We start from the raw sequence: 14,943 nt of genomic DNA, 5'->3' as shown, positions 1-14,943 counted from the left end.
TCAGCTCGAGGTGGCGGTGAACGACCAGGTCCCGGTCGCGGCGCTTCCCTGCGCGAGGGATGCCTTCGCGGTGACGACGAAGCACAGCTGCGTGGCGGTGCCCGCCGTTCCGGCCGACGCGCCCTTGGTGAGCGCGACGCTGGATCCGGCGGTGAAGGACGTGAGGTCGGCGCCGGAGGCGACGAGCGTTCCGGTGGTGGCAGTCGCATCGCAGGCCGCGGCGGGCGCGATCGAGTACACCGAGTAGGAGACGTTGGCCGCGTTGGCGCCGGTGCCGGTGCCGGTCGACGCCACGAGCGTCGCGTTGTTGGTCGTCGTGCTGTCCAGGCGCACCCAGAACGGGGCGTAGACGACGTCACCCGGCGTGAGGTTGCTGAACGGCGCGCTGAAGCTCAGGGCGGCGGCCGTATCCCCGTTCGTCACGTTGTGGTTACTGAACCCGGCGGTCGCCGATGTCGTGGAGCCCTCGAGATTGAAGGAGCCGGCGGTGAAGGTGCCGGTTGCGAACTCGGAGTCGTTCCACGCGGCGAGCGTGATGGCCGCGCCCACGCCGAGGACGAGACCTCCGGCGAGCACGGCGAGGATCTTGCGACGGTTGCGTGTGGAGGATGCCTCGGCGTTCATGTCTTTTCCTTGCAGTCAGGGGCTGATGAACCCCATCCTGGAAGCCGGAATACCGGTATGCAAGACTCCTCCGCGTTCTTCAGGTTTCCTTCAGGGAACCTTGAGGAGCGGTGGATCGCGTGCGCGGAACGCCGTCTTACTCGGTCGGCGCGAGCGCGATCACGGGCGCGAGGGCCTGGCGACTCACGGCGATCGCGGGGCCCGCGGCATCGACCAGCACGCCGCTCAACCCGGTCTGCTGCGCCAGCACGCCGCCGATCTGCTCGGCCGTGAACGGCAGGGGCTGGTCACCGCGGCCGAGCGCGATGACCTCGAGCGGGTGGCTGAACAGCTGCAGGTAGCGCGAGCCGTCGGCGGCGTGCGCCTCCGCCACTCCGTACTGGCCGTCGCCGTCCACGTCGCTGACCGCGACCCAGAGCCGGGCGGTGGTGAGCGCCTCGGCGACGCGCGCCTCGGAGTCCGCCTCGCGGGGCGCCGCGAGCAGGGCCTTGACGGCGAACGTCGGATCCGCCTCCTCCAGCGCCTTCTGCAGGATCTCCGAGGGGAACACCACACGGTGCGGCTCCGAGGCGTTGTCGATGATGAGGCCTGCGAACGGTCCGTCGATGACGTTCTGGTACACCGCCTGCACGGGCTGCACCACGGCCGAGGTCTCCGCCGGATCCTCATCGCCCTGCTGCACCGAGTCGCGCACGGCGGCGGCGGAGCTGAAGGCCAGCATGAAGGAGTTCTCGCCGTCGTTGACGACCGCGATGGCCAGGGGCTTGCCCTCCTTGATCTGCTCGCCGGCATCGCCACTCACGCGCAGGAAAAGATTGCCCTGCAGCGACTGCCGCAGCACGCCCAGCAGTTCGGCCTGGCTCGCGTCGTCGCCGAGCTGCGCGAGGGCCTCGCGCAGCAGCACGTTGTCGGGCATGCCGGGGATCGACTCGGTCTGCGCGGGCGGGTCCGCCGGGGCGAGCGGAAGCGGCGGACGACCCGACGGCACCTGCGGCTCCGGCTGCTGCTGCGCGGGCACGATCGGCGTCTCGTCCCCCACGGGGTCGATCAGATCGTGGCCCGCCTCGGGGGTCTCGGCAGGAGGGGCGACCGCGGGACCGGAGGGCGACCCCAGGCCGCGGAAGGCCTGCACCGAGACGTTGACCACCGGAGCGACGGCCTCTCCCGCGGGCGCCGGCGCGACATCGGATCCGTTCACGGCCGCTTCGGAGTCCGGAGCGGCCTCTCCGGCGGCGGGAGCGGGCTCCGGTGTGACGTCGTCGTCCTGCTTCTTACGGCGCGAGAAAAGGCCCATTGCCCCAGCCTAAACCGGGACCGCCTCGGTCACGCCCCGTGCGCGCTCCCCGATCGCCCGGCGGCGGTCAGAGCTTCTCGATCGGCGCGATCTTGACGAGCAGCTTCTTCTGACCCGCGGCGTCGAAGCGCACATGTGCGATCCGCTTCGCGCCTTCGCCGGTGATCGCCTCGACCTTGCCCTCCCCGAAGTCATCGTGGCGGATGCGGTCGCCCGCGGCGAGCTCGAGGTCGCCGTTGTCGCGGACCTTCGCCGTGACCCGGTTCGGGAACCTGTCCATCGCGGTCGACAGCGGCTTGAGCCCGTCCCGCTTCGGCAGCGCCCGCGGAGCGAACCTGTCGCCGGATCCGCCGCCCGAACCACCGGACCCGTATCCTCCTGATCCGCTGGGCCGACGGGCGTTCAAAGCACGGGACTGCATGCCGCCGCGCGAGTTCACATCCCCCGGGGACTGCCGCCAGTCGATGAGCTCTGCCGGGATCTCCTGCAGGAACCGGCTCGGCATCGCGACCGAGACCTCGCCGAACTGCGCGCGGGTCATCGCGAGCGAGATGTGCAGGCGCTGGCGGGCGCGCGTGATCCCCACGTAGAAGAGGCGCCGCTCCTCCTGCGGACCGCCGGGCTCATTCGCCGAGATCCGGTGCGGGATGAGGTCCTCCTCCACGCCGGTCACGAACACGGCGTCGAACTCGAGGCCCTTCGCGGTGTGCATCGTCATGAGCGAGACCGCTCCCGACTCGTCGTCGAGATCATCGGCGTCGGAGACGAGCGCGACCTCGGTGAGGAAGTCGGCGATCGTGCCCTCCGGATTGTTCCGCGCGAAGTCGCGGGTCACCGCGATGAGCTCGTCGAGGTTCTCCAGGCGCGCCTCGTCCTGCGGGTCTCGGCTTGCACGGAGCGCGTCCATGTAGCCGCTCTTCTGCAGCAGCAGCGTGAGCCCCTCGGCGACCGCGGTGGGCGGCGCCACCTCGCCGGAGGCGGGCAGCATGATCTCCGTCGCCTCGCGCAGCACCGCGTCCAGCAGCGCGATCGCGGCCTGGATCTTCGGCCCCACCCCGAGCTGGGTCGGGTGCGCGAGAGCGTCGCGGAAGCTCAGTCCGTGCTCCTCCGCGAAGCGCGCGATCGAGGTCTCCGTGACGTCGCCGATGCCGCGGCGCGGCTTGTTCAGGATCCGGCGCACCGCCATCTCGTCGGCGGGGTTCGCGACCGCGACGAGATAGGCGAGCGCGTCCTTGATCTCGGCGCGCTCGTAGAACTTGGTGCCGCCCATGATCTTGTAGGGCACGGCGGAGCGGATGAAGATCTCCTCGAGCGCACGGGACTGCGAGTTGGTGCGGTAGAAGACCGCCATCTCGCCGTAGGGCATGCCCGCGCGGCGCAGCGACTCGACCTCGTCCGCGACGAACTGCGCCTCGTCGTGCTGCGAGTAGCCGGTGAATCCGACGATCGCGTGACCGGACCCCTTGTCGCTCCAGAGCTTCTTGTCCTTGCGGTCGAAGTTGTTGCTGATCACCGCGTTCGCCGCCGACAGGATGTTCTGCGTGGAGCGGTAGTTCTGCTCCAGCAGCACGACCTTCGCGCCGGGGAAGTCGCGTTCGAACTCGCTGATGTTGCGGATGTCGGCGCCGCGGAAGGCGTAGATCGACTGGTCGGAGTCACCGACGACCGTGAGTGAAGCGCCCGTCTCGTCCGCTCCCGAGCCCGCCGAGGGGTCGGGTTCGAAGATCATCATGCCGTTGGCGGCATACGGCTCCGCCCCGCCCCCTGAGCCCGTCGAAGGGCTCTGCACCGGACGGGTGAGCTCGTGGATCAGGGCGTACTGGGCGGCGTTGGTGTCCTGGTACTCGTCCACGAGGATGTGCCGGAAGCGGCGGCGGTAGACGTCGGCGACCTGCGGGAACGCGCGGAACAGGTACACGGTCTGCCCGATGAGGTCGTCGAAGTCGAAGGCGTTGGCCTTCTGCAGCTGGCGCTGGTAGTCGGCGAAGACTTCGACGAAGACGCGCTCGGCCGGGTCGGACATGTTCGCCTGCCGGGCGTAGGACTCCGCGTCCTGCAGCTCGTTCTTGAGCTTCGAGATGCGCGACTGCATCGCCGCAGGGGTGAAGCCGAACGCGTCGGCCTCGTGATCCTTCACGAGGCGCTTGATGAGTGCGCGCGAGTCGCCCGAGTCGTAGATCGTGAACGACTTCGTGAAGCCGAACTGCTCGGCCTCGCGGCGCAGGATCCGCACGCACGCCGAGTGGAACGTCGAGATCCACATGCCGCGCGCGGAATCCCCCACGAGCTGCTCGACGCGCTCGCGCATCTCCCCCGCGGCCTTGTTGGTGAACGTGATCGCCAGGATCTGGCTGGGCCAGGCCTCCCGCTGGCGCAGCAGCAGGGCGATGCGGCGGGTGAGCACGCTGGTCTTGCCCGAGCCCGCGCCCGCGACGATCAGCAGCGCCTGCCCGCGGTACGTGACCGCGTCGAGCTGCTGGGGGTTGAGCCCCGTGAGCAGGTCGTCGGCAGAGGCGCCGGAGGCCGGCCCCGCGGGGCCTCGGTGCGAGGATCCGGGCGGGAGGATGACGGGGGAAGGGGCTTCGCTCATGACCTCCCAAGTCTAGGTCCGCCCGCCGACATCGAACCCGGCCGCCGGTGGCCGCTCAGGCGATCCTGGTACCCGGCGGCAGACGCCGCGCCGGGGTGCGCGTGCGCGCCCAGGCCCCGGCGAAGAGGCCTCCCGCGAGCAGGATCTGGATCGACAGCCCCACGAACCAGCTCGGCGCGCTGGATTCGATGGTCTCCCTGGGCGTCGGGCGCGGGTCGCTGCGCCCGTACGCGCAGTCGTCCCAGATCTGGACCACGGGCGGGTGCTGCGCCCCTCTGATGCCGGCCTTGAACTGCCCGAACATGTCCAGGGGGTTGCCGTAGTCGTCATACGTGGTCGGAGTGGCGTCGGCGAGCACCACGAACGGGTTCGCGGCGAGGAAGCCCCACACGTGGTCGAATCCCGGCTGCCGCACCGTGTCCTCGACCCAGCTGTCGCAGATCGGCTGACCCGTGGTCTGATCGTACGGACGATGCTTCGAGACGGTCTCGGTCTGGATCGCCGCTCCGCCCAGCCAGAAGGCGATGAGCGTGCCGACGGTCAGCCCCGCGACCACGAGATAGGTGCTCGCGACCGAGAACAGGGGACGCGACAGCAACCCGCTCCAGCCGACGCCGATCGCGGCCACGATCACGATCTCCGCCGCCAGCACGAGCAGCGACACGATCAGCGCGCCTATGGTGACCAGCCCCGCGAGCATCCCGACCAGCAGGAACGGTACCGCCACCGCGAGGAAGGCGGCTCCGGTGAGCACCGCGGCGAGGAGCTTTCCGAGCATGATGTCGCCGGTGGACGCGAGCGTCACCTGCACGCTCGCCAACGTCGCGGCCTCGCGGTCGCCGTTGATCGACGAGCCGCTGAGCGTCGGCGAGATCAGCACGACGAGCAGCAGCACCAACATCACGACGACGGAGTAGATCCCCGCCCCCGACTGCGACTGGAAGGAGAAGGAGAGGAACGACAGCACGGTCACGATGAGCAGGACGAGGGCGAACACGCCCAGCAGCACGTACCATCCGGCGCTGCGCAGCCGCTGCGTGAGCTCGAGACGGGCGATGGTCCAGATCCGCGCGGCGCTCATCGGACACTCCCTCCACTCTGCGGCGCGTCCCCGAGGGAGAGGAAGGCCTGCTCCAGTTCGCTCTGCGCGGGCGCGAACGCGCTCACAGCGACTCCGCGGCCGATCAGCCGGGCGAGTCCCGCCGCCGCGTCGCGATCATCGCCGAAGACCGCGAGCACGTCGCCCCGGTCGATGCCGAGCGAATCCGTCGCCACGCCGAGCGCGGCTGCAACGCCCGTACGGGGATCGGCTCCGACCGCCGCAGGATGCTCCACCCCTGAGCCATCGGAGTGCAGGTCGGAGAGGATCCGGATCCGCCACGCGCGCGCCTGCACCGCCGGTGCGTCGACGACCGCGCCGGCCACGAGGAAGACCGTGTCGTCGACGACCTCTTCGAGCTCGGACAGCACATGGCTGGAGATGAGAACGGTGCGCCCCTCCGCGGCGAGGCGGCGCAGCAGCACGCGCAGTTGGACGCGGGCTTCAGGGTCGAGCCCCGAGGCCGGCTCATCCAGCAGCAGCACCTGCGGGTCGTGCACGAGCGCTCGGGCGAGACCGAGCTTCTGCTTCTGCCCTCGGGAGAGCACCTTCGCCGGCGACGACGCGAGCGGCTCAAGGCCGACCAGCCCCAGCAGCTCGGTCACCCGTCGCCGGGCGTCCTCGCGCGCGAGGCCGTGCAGTCGGGCCATGGTCAGGATGCTCTCGTGCACGGTCAGCGACGGCCAGGCCCCCAGCGCATCGGGCATCCACCCCAGCACCCGGCGAGCCCCCGAGGGATCCGCGATCGGGTCGATGCCGCCGACGCGGATGCTGCCGCGATCGGGAGCGAGCAGCGACGCGAGCATGAGCAGCAGGGTCGTCTTCCCCGCACCGTTGGGCCCCACCAGCCCGGTGATCCGTCCCGCCTCGGCTCGGAACGTCGCATTGCGCACCGCGTGCACGCCCCCGAACGACCGGCCGATCCCCTCCGCGACGATTCCGTCCATGCGGTCAGCATAGGAGACGCCCGGGAGTGATGCCCGCGAGATCGCTCAGTCCTGGAAGACAGCGAGCCCGAGATCGGGATGATCCACGAAGACGCCGTCGACGCCGGTGCCGGCGATCGCCGCCCATTCCGCCCGGTAGTCCCCGAAGACGGCCGGGGCGCCGCGGCGGAACCGTCGGTCGAGGAAGGCGTTCTCCGGGCGGCAGGTCCAGGTGAAGACGGCGAGGCCGCGCGCGTGCGCTTCCCCGACCAGTTCGCGTCCCGCGCGACGCAGCAGGATCTGCTTGTCCACGCTGATGCCGTCGACGTCGCCGCTCAGGGCGTCGAGTCCTGCCGGACTGAGGGCTTCCGCGTAGTCCGGCGCGGCGGCGCCGTCACGCGCGACGAGATCCGCGGGAGCCCCCTCCGCCTCGAGCAGGTAGACGTAGTCGGCCTTCACGCCGCGCGCCCGCAGGTCGCCGAGCACCGTCTGCTCGAAGGACTCGATCCACAGCGGATGCTCCCCCGACGCCCATCCTGCGGCCTGCAAGTCGCGCTCGACCAGCGCTGCGAGATCGTGCCCCGCCCCGGCGAAGAACGTGGCGTGCTTGATCTCCAGCACGACGCCGAGCTCCCGGCCGTGCTCGGCCGAGGCCTCCGCGACGAGCACCAGCAGATCGGAGAGGCGCAGGATCGGCTCGGTGTCGTCGAACCCCGCGGATCCGGGGCGCAGAGCGGGCACGCGCTCCCGGCAGCGCAGCGTGGCCAGCTCGGCCCAGGCGAAGTCCTCGGTGAACCAGCCGGTGAGCGCCACCCCGTCGATGCGCTTCGTGGTGCGCCGGTCGGCGAACTCGGGGTGGTCGGCGACATCGGTCGTCCCGGAGATCTCGTTCTCGTGCCGGATCACCAGCACGCCGTCGCTCGTCGCCACGATATCGGGTTCGACCGCGTCCGCGCCCATCGCGAACGCGAGGCGGTAGGAGGAGGCGGTGTGCTCCGGACGATAGCCGGGAGCACCTCGATGGCCGATGATCAGGGGGACGTCGAGCGGGATCCGTCGGGTCACGCTCTCAGCGTACGGCAGTGCCACTCAGACGATCCGCCGCTATCGTAGAGGGAAGATGACCACCACTTCTGAGGAGTGAGGCCGACAATGAGCAACTTCGCGTTCAACAACCCGGCGTTCAAGGAGAAGGATCCGCGCGCCGTCGCGACCTATCCCGGAGGCCCGCAGGCGGGCGCCCAGAACGGGCAGTACGCGCCGCCGCCGCCCGCCGGCCAGTTCGCCGCGGCGCAGCAGGCCGCGGTGAACGCCAACCTCGAGGGGATGTACGCGGCTCCGCCCGCGGGCGCCATCGAGACCGACCGGATGACGGTCGAGGACACCGTGTGGAAGACCGCGGGCCTGTTCGGCATCCTGCTCGTCTTCGCCGTGGTCGGCTGGTTCTTCACGCTCGGCGGCGCGGCGGTGCCCGACACCACCGATCCGTACGTGCGCGCGGCGGCGGTCAGCAAGATCGCACTGTGGCCGTGGCTCGTCGGCGCGCTCGGCGGCTTCGTCCTCGCGATGATCGTGAGCTTCACGTCGCGGAAGAAGGTGCGCCCCGCGCTGATCTTCGCCTATGCGGCGTTCGAGGGCCTCTTCGTCGGCGGCATCTCGGCGTACTTCGAGGTGATGTGGCCCGGCATCGTGCTACAGGCCAGCCTCGCGACCGTCGCCGTCGTCGCGGTGACGCTGGCGCTGTTCGCCAGCGGCAAGGTGCGCGCCTCGGCGAAGATGACCAAGATCGTGATGATCGCGATGCTCGGCTACCTGGTCTTCTCGCTGCTGAACGTCGGCCTCATGCTCTTCAACGTGCTGCCCTCGAACATGATGTTCGGCCTCTACAGCGCCAAGATCGGCCCGTTCCCGATCGGCCTCATCATCGGCGTGCTCGTGGTCTTCCTCGCCGCGTACTCGCTCGTGATGGACTTCGACCAGGTCCAGCAGGGCGTCCGCAACGGCGCCCCGCGCGTCTACGGCTGGCTCGGCGGCTTCGGCATCATGGTCACCGTCGTCTGGCTGTACGTCGAGATCCTGCGCATGATCGCGATCGCCAGATCCAACTAGCAACGCCTCGGATCCGCACGAAGGCCGCTCTCCTCGGAGGGCGGCCTTCGTCGTTCCTCCGGGACGATTCCGCTCAGCCCCGCGCCTTCTGCTCGAGCAGCGCGCGCTCCCGGTCGTTGCCCGCGAGGCCGGCCGCCACCGCGAACTCCGACCGCGCTTCCTCCTCCCGCCCGAGCCGCAGCAGCAGCTCACCGCGAGTCGCGGGCAGCAGGTGGTACCCGCGCAGCGCGCCGCCCTCGGCGAGGGCATCGATGATGCGCAGCGCCGAGGCTGGGCCTGTGGCCATCGCCACGGCGGCGGCGCGATTGAGCTCCACGACGGGAGAGGGCGCGATCCGGCCGAGCGCCTCGTACAGCAGCACGATCGTGGCCCAGTCGGTCTCCTCAACGGAGGGCGCCACGGCATGGCACTCCGCGATCGCTGCCTGCAGCGCGTACGCGCCGCGCCCCCGGCCGAACGCGTCCGCACGGGCCAGGGCGGCACGTCCGCGTGCGATCCTGCCGCGGTCCCACAGCCGGCGGTCCTGATCCGCGAGGAGCACAGGATCCCCGTGCGCATCGACCCGTGCCGGGAAGCGGGCGGCCGTGAGCTCCATGAGCGCCAGCAGCGCGTGCACATCGGGTTCGCCCGGCAGGAGTGCGGCGAGCACCCGGGCGAGCCGGATCGCCTCGCGCCCCAGGTCCGGACGCAGCAGGTCCTCCCCCGCGGTCGCCGCGTGCGCCTCGTTGAACACCAGGTACAGCACGCCGAGCACGGCGCCGAGGCGCACCGGGAGCTCCTCCCGCGACGGCACCTCGAACGGGGCCTTCGCTGCAGCGAGGGTCTTCTTGGCACGCACGATCCGCTGCTGCACGGTCGCGGTCGGCACCAGGAAGGCGCGCGCGATCTGCTCCGTGGTGAGTCCGCCGACCACGCGCAGCGTGAGCGCCACGCGTGCTTCACGCGACAGCACGGGGTGGCAGGCGATGAAGACGAGCCTCAGCACGTCGTCGTCGATCGCGTCGGGATCCCACGGCGGCGCGTCGAGGGCGTCGTCCTGCTCCCGAGCGAGATCGTGGGCGATCACGGCGAGCCGGTCGTCGTAGCGCTCCCTGCGGCGCCAGCCATCGATCGCGCGGCGCTTGGCGACCGTCGTCAGCCAGGCGGCCGGGTTCGCCGGAACGCCGTCCTGCGGCCACTGCGCGAGCGCCTCCAGGAGCGCATCCTGGGCGAGGTCCTCCGCGAGGCCGAAGTCGCCGGTGAAGCGGGTCAGAGTCGCGACGATGCGCGCCGCCTCGATGCGCCACACCGCGGCGACGGCGCGCTCCACCGGGGAGCCCGCCGTCGCCGTGGAATCGGATCCCGGCATGGTCCTCACTCGGCCGCGCGGGCGGCCGCCTCCTCGCGCCAGCCGGCCTCCTTCTGGATCCACTCGTTGTCGGCCGGGAAGTCCTCGAGCTCCGTGACACGACGCACCTCGAGGTAGGCGCCGGGGCCGAGCGGGGCGCGCTTGGCCCACTCCGCGGCCTCTTCGCGCGTGGACACCTCGATGATCCAGAAGCCGTTGAACAGCTCCTTGGTCTCGCCGTAGGGGCCGTCGGTGACCAGCGGGGCCTCGGCGGAGAAGTCCACGACGAAGCCCTCGGCCGCGTCGGTGAGACCCTCTCCGGCGATCAGCACGCCCGCCTTGATCATCGACTCGTTGTATCGGCCCATGGCCGCGATGACCTCTTCGAACGGCATGTCCTCGTACGCCCGCACACCCTGGTCGTCCGCGCGCATGATCAGCATGAACTTCATGGTCTCTGTCTCCTCGTCTCAGGTCGTGTCTCGACCCTCTCACTGAAGACGTCGAACGAGAAGACGCCGGATCGACAGTCCGTCGAAGATTCTCCGAAAGATTTCTACACTGCTGATGTGACCTCCTCCTCGCCCCTCACCGCCGCCGTCCGAGAGGTCCTCCGCGACGCCGCGGATCCAACGCTCGCCCCCGGCCAGCAGGCGTACATGAAGTCGGCCATGCCGTTCCTCGGCGTGCGGGTGCCCGACGTCCGGCGGCTCACCCGCGAGGCCGCGCGCGGCGTCACGGATCCGGACGAGCTGCGCGGCTCGGCGCTCGAGCTGTGGCGCGCCGCCGACCACCGCGAGGAGCGCTATGCGGCGCAGGCGCTGATGGCGCTGCGGCCGCTGCGCGGGCGGCTCGACATGCTGGACGTGCACGAGGAGATGGTCCGCACGGGCGCGTGGTGGGACCACGTCGACGAGGTCGCGCACCGGCTCGCCGACCTCCTCGACGCGCATCCCGCCGAGCTGGCCGTGGAACTGCGGGTCTGGGCCGATGACGAGAACCTCTGGATCCGCCGGGTCGCGATCATCGCGCAGCTGCAGCGCAAGGACGCGACCGACCGCGCGCTGCTCGCCGACGCGATCGAGCCGAACATCGCGGATCCGGATTTCTTCATCCGCAAGGCGATCGGCTGGGCGCTGCGCGACTTCGCGCGCACCGACCCGGAGTGGGTGCGGGCGTTCGTCGACGCCCACCCCGGCCTCTCGCCGCTGAGCCGTCGCGAGGCGCTCAAGCACCTCGGCTGACCCGCAGAGTCCGCGAGACTGCAACTGGGCGACGAGACAGCGGGCACGGGCCGCAGTCTCGTCGCGGAGTTGCAGTCTCGCGGATCAGCGCAGCGGGGAGGGCGGACGGCTCAGGCGGTGTGCCAGGCGTCAACGAGCACGTCGTAGGCGAGCGGCATCGTCCTCTCGATCCCCTCCCGTCCGACGGTCGTCACCTCGATGGCGCGGGTTCCCGCCCGGCGGGTGATCCACTCCAGGGCCTCGAAGCGGGCCATCAGGGCCGCCCCCAGTCCGCCCGCCAGATGGTCGCGGCGCTCCGTCCAGTCCAGGCACCGCAGGACCGCAGGGCGACGGGCCCGGCGGAGCGCAGCGGCGTCGATGCCGAGGGATGCGCACCAGGCTTCTCCGGCCGGGGTGAGCGCGCGCTTGTCCGAATCCAGAAACTCCTGCTGCACGCACGCATCGAAGATGCCGACACCGAGGCTGCCTGCCAGGTGGTCATAGCAGACGCGTGCTCGGTCGAGGGCCTGCCGCGACGTGTGAGCACGCCACGACTGCCGTGGTGGAGGAGGAGACGTCATCGAGAGAAGCTCCTCGACGATCGATGCCGCACGCGCGTCGGCGAGCCGGAGGTACCGATGCCTGCCCTGCCGCCGCTCCACGGCGAGACCCGCATCAACGAGGACGTGCACGTGCTCCGTAGCCGTCGGCCTCCCGATCCCGGCGGCCGACGCCAGCTCGGTGACCGTCCAGGCGCGGCCGTCCAGCAGGGACACCAGCATCGTCGCCCGGCTCGCCTGCGCCAGGGCCTGAGCCGCCCCGGCGAGCGCCGCACCACTTGCCCGATCGTCCATGTGACCCAGTATCGTCGCTGGACGCTTCGGCCGTGACCGAAACGACAGGCGGGCAGGCTTGGCCGTATGCAACACCGAACGATCACTCCGAAGGTGCTCTACTTCGGCACCCCGGTCGCCGTCGTCTCCACGCTCAATGACGACCGCAGCACGAACCTCGCGCCGATCTCGTCGTACTGGGCGCTGGATGACCTTCTCGTGATCGGACTCGGAACCTCCAGCCACACCCTGGCGAATCTGCGGACGCGTCCGGAGCTCGTGCTCAATCTCCCCGTCGACGCGGATTGGCAGGAGGTGGAACGTCTCGGACGACTCACCGGCGCCTTCCCTGTGCCCGAGGACAAACCGGAGACGACGCGATTCGAGCCGGACAAGTTCGCCGCGATCGGGTGGACCGGCATGACGTCGACGACCGTCGCTCCCGCACGGGTCGCAGAGCTGCCGGTTCACCTCGAGGCGACCGTCACGGCCATCCACGACGAGGCGGACGGGCTCAGCGTCGTCCACGCCCGGTGCACCGCCGTCCACGCCTCCGACGAGATCACCGTGCCCGGAACGTCGCACATAGACCCGGCGCACTGGCACCCGCTGATCTACAGCTTCCGCCACTACTTCGGTCTAGGCGCGCGTCGGGGGATCGCCCTCCGCGCTGACATCCGGTAACGCCGCGAGGGACGCTACCGCGTCACTCCCACTCGATGGTTGCCGGCGGCTTCGAGGTCACGTCGAGCACGACGCGGTTGACCTCGCGCACCTCGTTCGTGATGCGGTTCGAGATCTTCGCCAGCACGTCGTAGGGCAGACGGGTCCAGTCGGCCGTCATCGCGTCCTCGGACGACACCGGGCGCAGCACAACCGGGTGGCCGTAGGTGCGGCCGTCGCCCTGCACGCCCACGGAGCGCACGTCGGCGAGCAGCACGACCGGGCACTGCCAGATGGTCTGATCGAGACCTGCGAGAGTCAGCTCCTCGCGGGCGATCGCGTCAGCTTCGCGCAGGATCTCGAGACGCTCGCGGTTGACCTCGCCGATGATGCGGATCCCGAGGCCGGGCCCGGGGAACGGCTGGCGTCCGACGATCGCCTCGGGGATCCCGAGCTCGCGGCCGATCGCACGGACCTCGTCCTTGAACAGGGTGCGCAGCGGCTCGATCAGGTCGAAGTCGAGATCGTCGGGCAGGCCGCCCACGTTGTGGTGCGACTTGATGTTCGCGGTGCCCGCACCGCCACCGGACTCGACCACGTCGGGGTACAGCGTGCCCTGCACGAGGAACTTGACCTTCTCCCCCGAGGCCTTGGCCTCCTCGACGAGGTCGCGCTGCACCTGCTCGAAGGCGCGGATGAACTCGCGGCCGATGATCTTGCGCTTGGTCTCCGGATCCGTCACCCCGGCGAGGTGGCCGAGGAACGTGTCCTCCGCGTCGACCGTGATCAGGCGCACGCCGGTCGCCGCGACGAAGTCGCGCTCGACCTGCTCGCGCTCGCCCTTGCGGAGCAGACCGTGGTCGACGAAGACCGCGGTGAGCTGGTCGCCGATCGCCTTGTGCACGAGCGCGGTGGAGACGGCGGAGTCGACGCCGCCGGACATCGCAGAGATCACGCGGGCGTCGCCGACCTGGGCGCGGATGCGCTCGACCTGCTCGGCGATGACGTTGCCGCTGTTCCAGTCGGCCGGGAGTCCCGCGCCCTTGTGCAGGAAGTTCTCGATGATCTCCTGGCCGTGGTCGGAGTGCTTCACTTCGGGGTGCCACTGCACGCCGTAGAGCTTGCGCTCCTCGTCCGCGAAGGCGGCGACCTTGGTGGATCCGGTCGAGGCGAGCACCTCGAAGCCCTCGGGCGCGCGGGCGACCTGGTCGCCGTGGCTCATCCACACGTTCTGCTCGGCGGGCTGCCCGCCCAGCAGCGTGGAGTCGTTGACCGGGATCATCGCATCGGTTGCGCCGTACTCGCGCAGGCCCGTGTTGGCGACCTCGCCGCCGAGCGTGCGCGCCATGTACTGGAAGCCGTAGCAGATGCCCAGGGTCGGCACCCCAAGCTCGAACACGGCCGGGTCGAGCTGAGGCGCGCCCTCCTCGTACACCGAGGACGGACCGCCGGAGAGGATCAGGGCGACCGGGTTCTTCGCCGCGATCTCGGCGGCGGATGCGGTGTGCGGCACGATCTCGCTGTAGACGCCGGCCTCGCGGACGCGGCGGGCGATCAGCTGCGCGTACTGCGCACCGAAGTCGACGACGAGCGCGGGGCGCTGCTCGGTGTCGGGAGTGTTGTCGGTCAACGGGCACCTTCCGTGGCGGGAGTGGTCGAGGAGGTCTGGTCGGAGGAGGCTTCCCGCGCGGCGAGATACGCCTTCACCTCACGGGCGACGCGGGTCTCCATGATGAAGGAGAGGAACGGGACCACACCGCCGAGGGCGAGCATGATGAAGCGGAGGAACGGCCAGCGCATCAGGCTCCACACCCGAAAGCAGGCGAAGAGGTACACGACGTAGAACCAACCGTGCGCGACCAGAATCCCCATCGAGAGGTTGAGGCCGTTGCCGGTGGACTCGAGGCCGCCGTGCACGCCCTCGACGACCGGAGCGAACCAGAGGAAGCCGCCGGATCCGCCCGCGAAGAGCTCGAGGTGGATCGGGGTGTACTTGAGGATCATCTCCGCGACCAGGAGCAGGAGCATGACGCCGGTGATCACAGACGCGATCTGGTAGAACTTCAGCGCCCCGCGGATGGCCGGGAAGCTCGCGGCTTTCGGTTCGGGCATGCTTCCATTCTAGGCACCGGACCTGTGCGCGATTCCCGAGCCCCTGAAACGACGGCCGAGGGCATGCACACCATTCTCGGCGCCGGACCTGTGCGCGATTCCCGGCCCCGCGGACGACTCCCGGCGGCTGGGAACGGCGAAGG

The 14,943-nt window shown here is 70.2% G+C and carries 14 protein-coding genes; 3 read left to right on the top strand and 11 right to left on the bottom strand.

Annotated features, from left to right (window positions below; all coding sequences use genetic code 11):
* The 6 genes from ACFC1J_RS15300 to ACFC1J_RS15275 all read right to left on the bottom strand — a co-directional run bounded on the left by ACFC1J_RS15300 (position 1) and on the right by ACFC1J_RS15275 (position 7,598).
* Positions 1-624, bottom strand: a complete 624-nt coding sequence (locus ACFC1J_RS15300) for a SipW-dependent-type signal peptide-containing protein (RefSeq protein WP_375907830.1) — start codon at positions 622-624, stop codon at positions 1-3.
* Between the two features lie 136 nt (positions 625-760).
* On the bottom strand, positions 761-1,918 hold the full coding sequence (locus ACFC1J_RS15295) for an SseB family protein (RefSeq protein WP_375907827.1): 1,158 nt from the start codon (positions 1,916-1,918) through the stop codon (positions 761-763).
* 67 nt (positions 1,919-1,985) lie between these two features.
* Positions 1,986-4,508: an ATP-dependent helicase gene (locus tag ACFC1J_RS15290; RefSeq protein WP_375907824.1), complete on the bottom strand. Its 2,523-nt coding sequence runs from the start codon at positions 4,506-4,508 to the stop codon at positions 1,986-1,988.
* 55 nt (positions 4,509-4,563) lie between these two features.
* Positions 4,564-5,589: an ABC transporter permease gene (locus tag ACFC1J_RS15285; RefSeq protein WP_375907821.1), complete on the bottom strand. Its 1,026-nt coding sequence runs from the start codon at positions 5,587-5,589 to the stop codon at positions 4,564-4,566.
* Positions 5,586-6,554: an ABC transporter ATP-binding protein gene (locus tag ACFC1J_RS15280; protein ID WP_375907818.1), complete on the bottom strand. Its 969-nt coding sequence runs from the start codon at positions 6,552-6,554 to the stop codon at positions 5,586-5,588. Before ACFC1J_RS15280 ends, ACFC1J_RS15285 begins: the two co-directional genes overlap by 4 nt.
* Before the next feature lie 45 nt (positions 6,555-6,599).
* On the bottom strand, positions 6,600-7,598 hold the full coding sequence (locus ACFC1J_RS15275; protein WP_375907816.1) for a glycerophosphodiester phosphodiesterase family protein: 999 nt from the start codon (positions 7,596-7,598) through the stop codon (positions 6,600-6,602).
* 87 nt (positions 7,599-7,685) lie between these two features.
* On the opposite strand from ACFC1J_RS15275, the gene ACFC1J_RS15270 reads away from it, so the two are divergent.
* Positions 7,686-8,642, top strand: coding sequence for a Bax inhibitor-1/YccA family protein (locus ACFC1J_RS15270; protein ID WP_375907813.1), 957 nt, complete (start codon positions 7,686-7,688; stop codon positions 8,640-8,642).
* A 73-nt stretch (positions 8,643-8,715) separates the two neighbouring features.
* Here the strand turns inward: ACFC1J_RS15270 and ACFC1J_RS15265 are convergent, their stop codons facing one another.
* Positions 8,716-9,990: an RNA polymerase sigma factor gene (locus ACFC1J_RS15265; protein ID WP_375907810.1), complete on the bottom strand. Its 1,275-nt coding sequence runs from the start codon at positions 9,988-9,990 to the stop codon at positions 8,716-8,718.
* 5 nt (positions 9,991-9,995) lie between these two features.
* Entirely contained in the window at positions 9,996-10,421 is a 426-nt protein-coding gene (locus tag ACFC1J_RS15260) for a YciI family protein (protein ID WP_292722343.1), read from the bottom strand.
* A gap of 117 nt (positions 10,422-10,538) precedes the next feature.
* Here ACFC1J_RS15260 and ACFC1J_RS15255 point away from each other — a divergent pair, with 117 nt between their 5' ends.
* A complete protein-coding gene (locus ACFC1J_RS15255; protein ID WP_375907806.1) occupies positions 10,539-11,213 on the top strand; it encodes a DNA alkylation repair protein in 675 nt (224 codons plus the stop codon).
* 110 nt (positions 11,214-11,323) lie between these two features.
* Here the strand turns inward: ACFC1J_RS15255 and ACFC1J_RS15250 are convergent, their stop codons facing one another.
* Positions 11,324-12,046, bottom strand: coding sequence for a winged helix-turn-helix domain-containing protein (locus ACFC1J_RS15250; RefSeq protein ID WP_375907803.1), 723 nt, complete (start codon positions 12,044-12,046; stop codon positions 11,324-11,326).
* A gap of 66 nt (positions 12,047-12,112) precedes the next feature.
* Here ACFC1J_RS15250 and ACFC1J_RS15245 point away from each other — a divergent pair, with 66 nt between their 5' ends.
* Positions 12,113-12,709: a flavin reductase family protein gene (locus ACFC1J_RS15245; RefSeq protein ID WP_375907801.1), complete on the top strand. Its 597-nt coding sequence runs from the start codon at positions 12,113-12,115 to the stop codon at positions 12,707-12,709.
* A gap of 22 nt (positions 12,710-12,731) precedes the next feature.
* Here the strand turns inward: ACFC1J_RS15245 and guaA are convergent, their stop codons facing one another.
* Entirely contained in the window at positions 12,732-14,318 is a 1,587-nt protein-coding gene (guaA, locus tag ACFC1J_RS15240) for a glutamine-hydrolyzing GMP synthase (RefSeq protein WP_375907798.1), read from the bottom strand.
* Positions 14,315-14,800, bottom strand: a complete 486-nt coding sequence (locus ACFC1J_RS15235; protein ID WP_375907795.1) for a DUF3817 domain-containing protein — start codon at positions 14,798-14,800, stop codon at positions 14,315-14,317. The genes guaA and ACFC1J_RS15235 overlap by 4 nt, the downstream gene beginning before the upstream one ends.
* Positions 14,801-14,943 lie beyond the last annotated feature (143 nt).

The organism is Microbacterium sp. NPDC056052, assembly GCF_042266785.1.
Lineage (GTDB): Bacteria > Actinomycetota > Actinomycetes > Actinomycetales > Microbacteriaceae > Microbacterium.
This window is presented reverse-complemented; position numbering and strand designations above follow the sequence as displayed.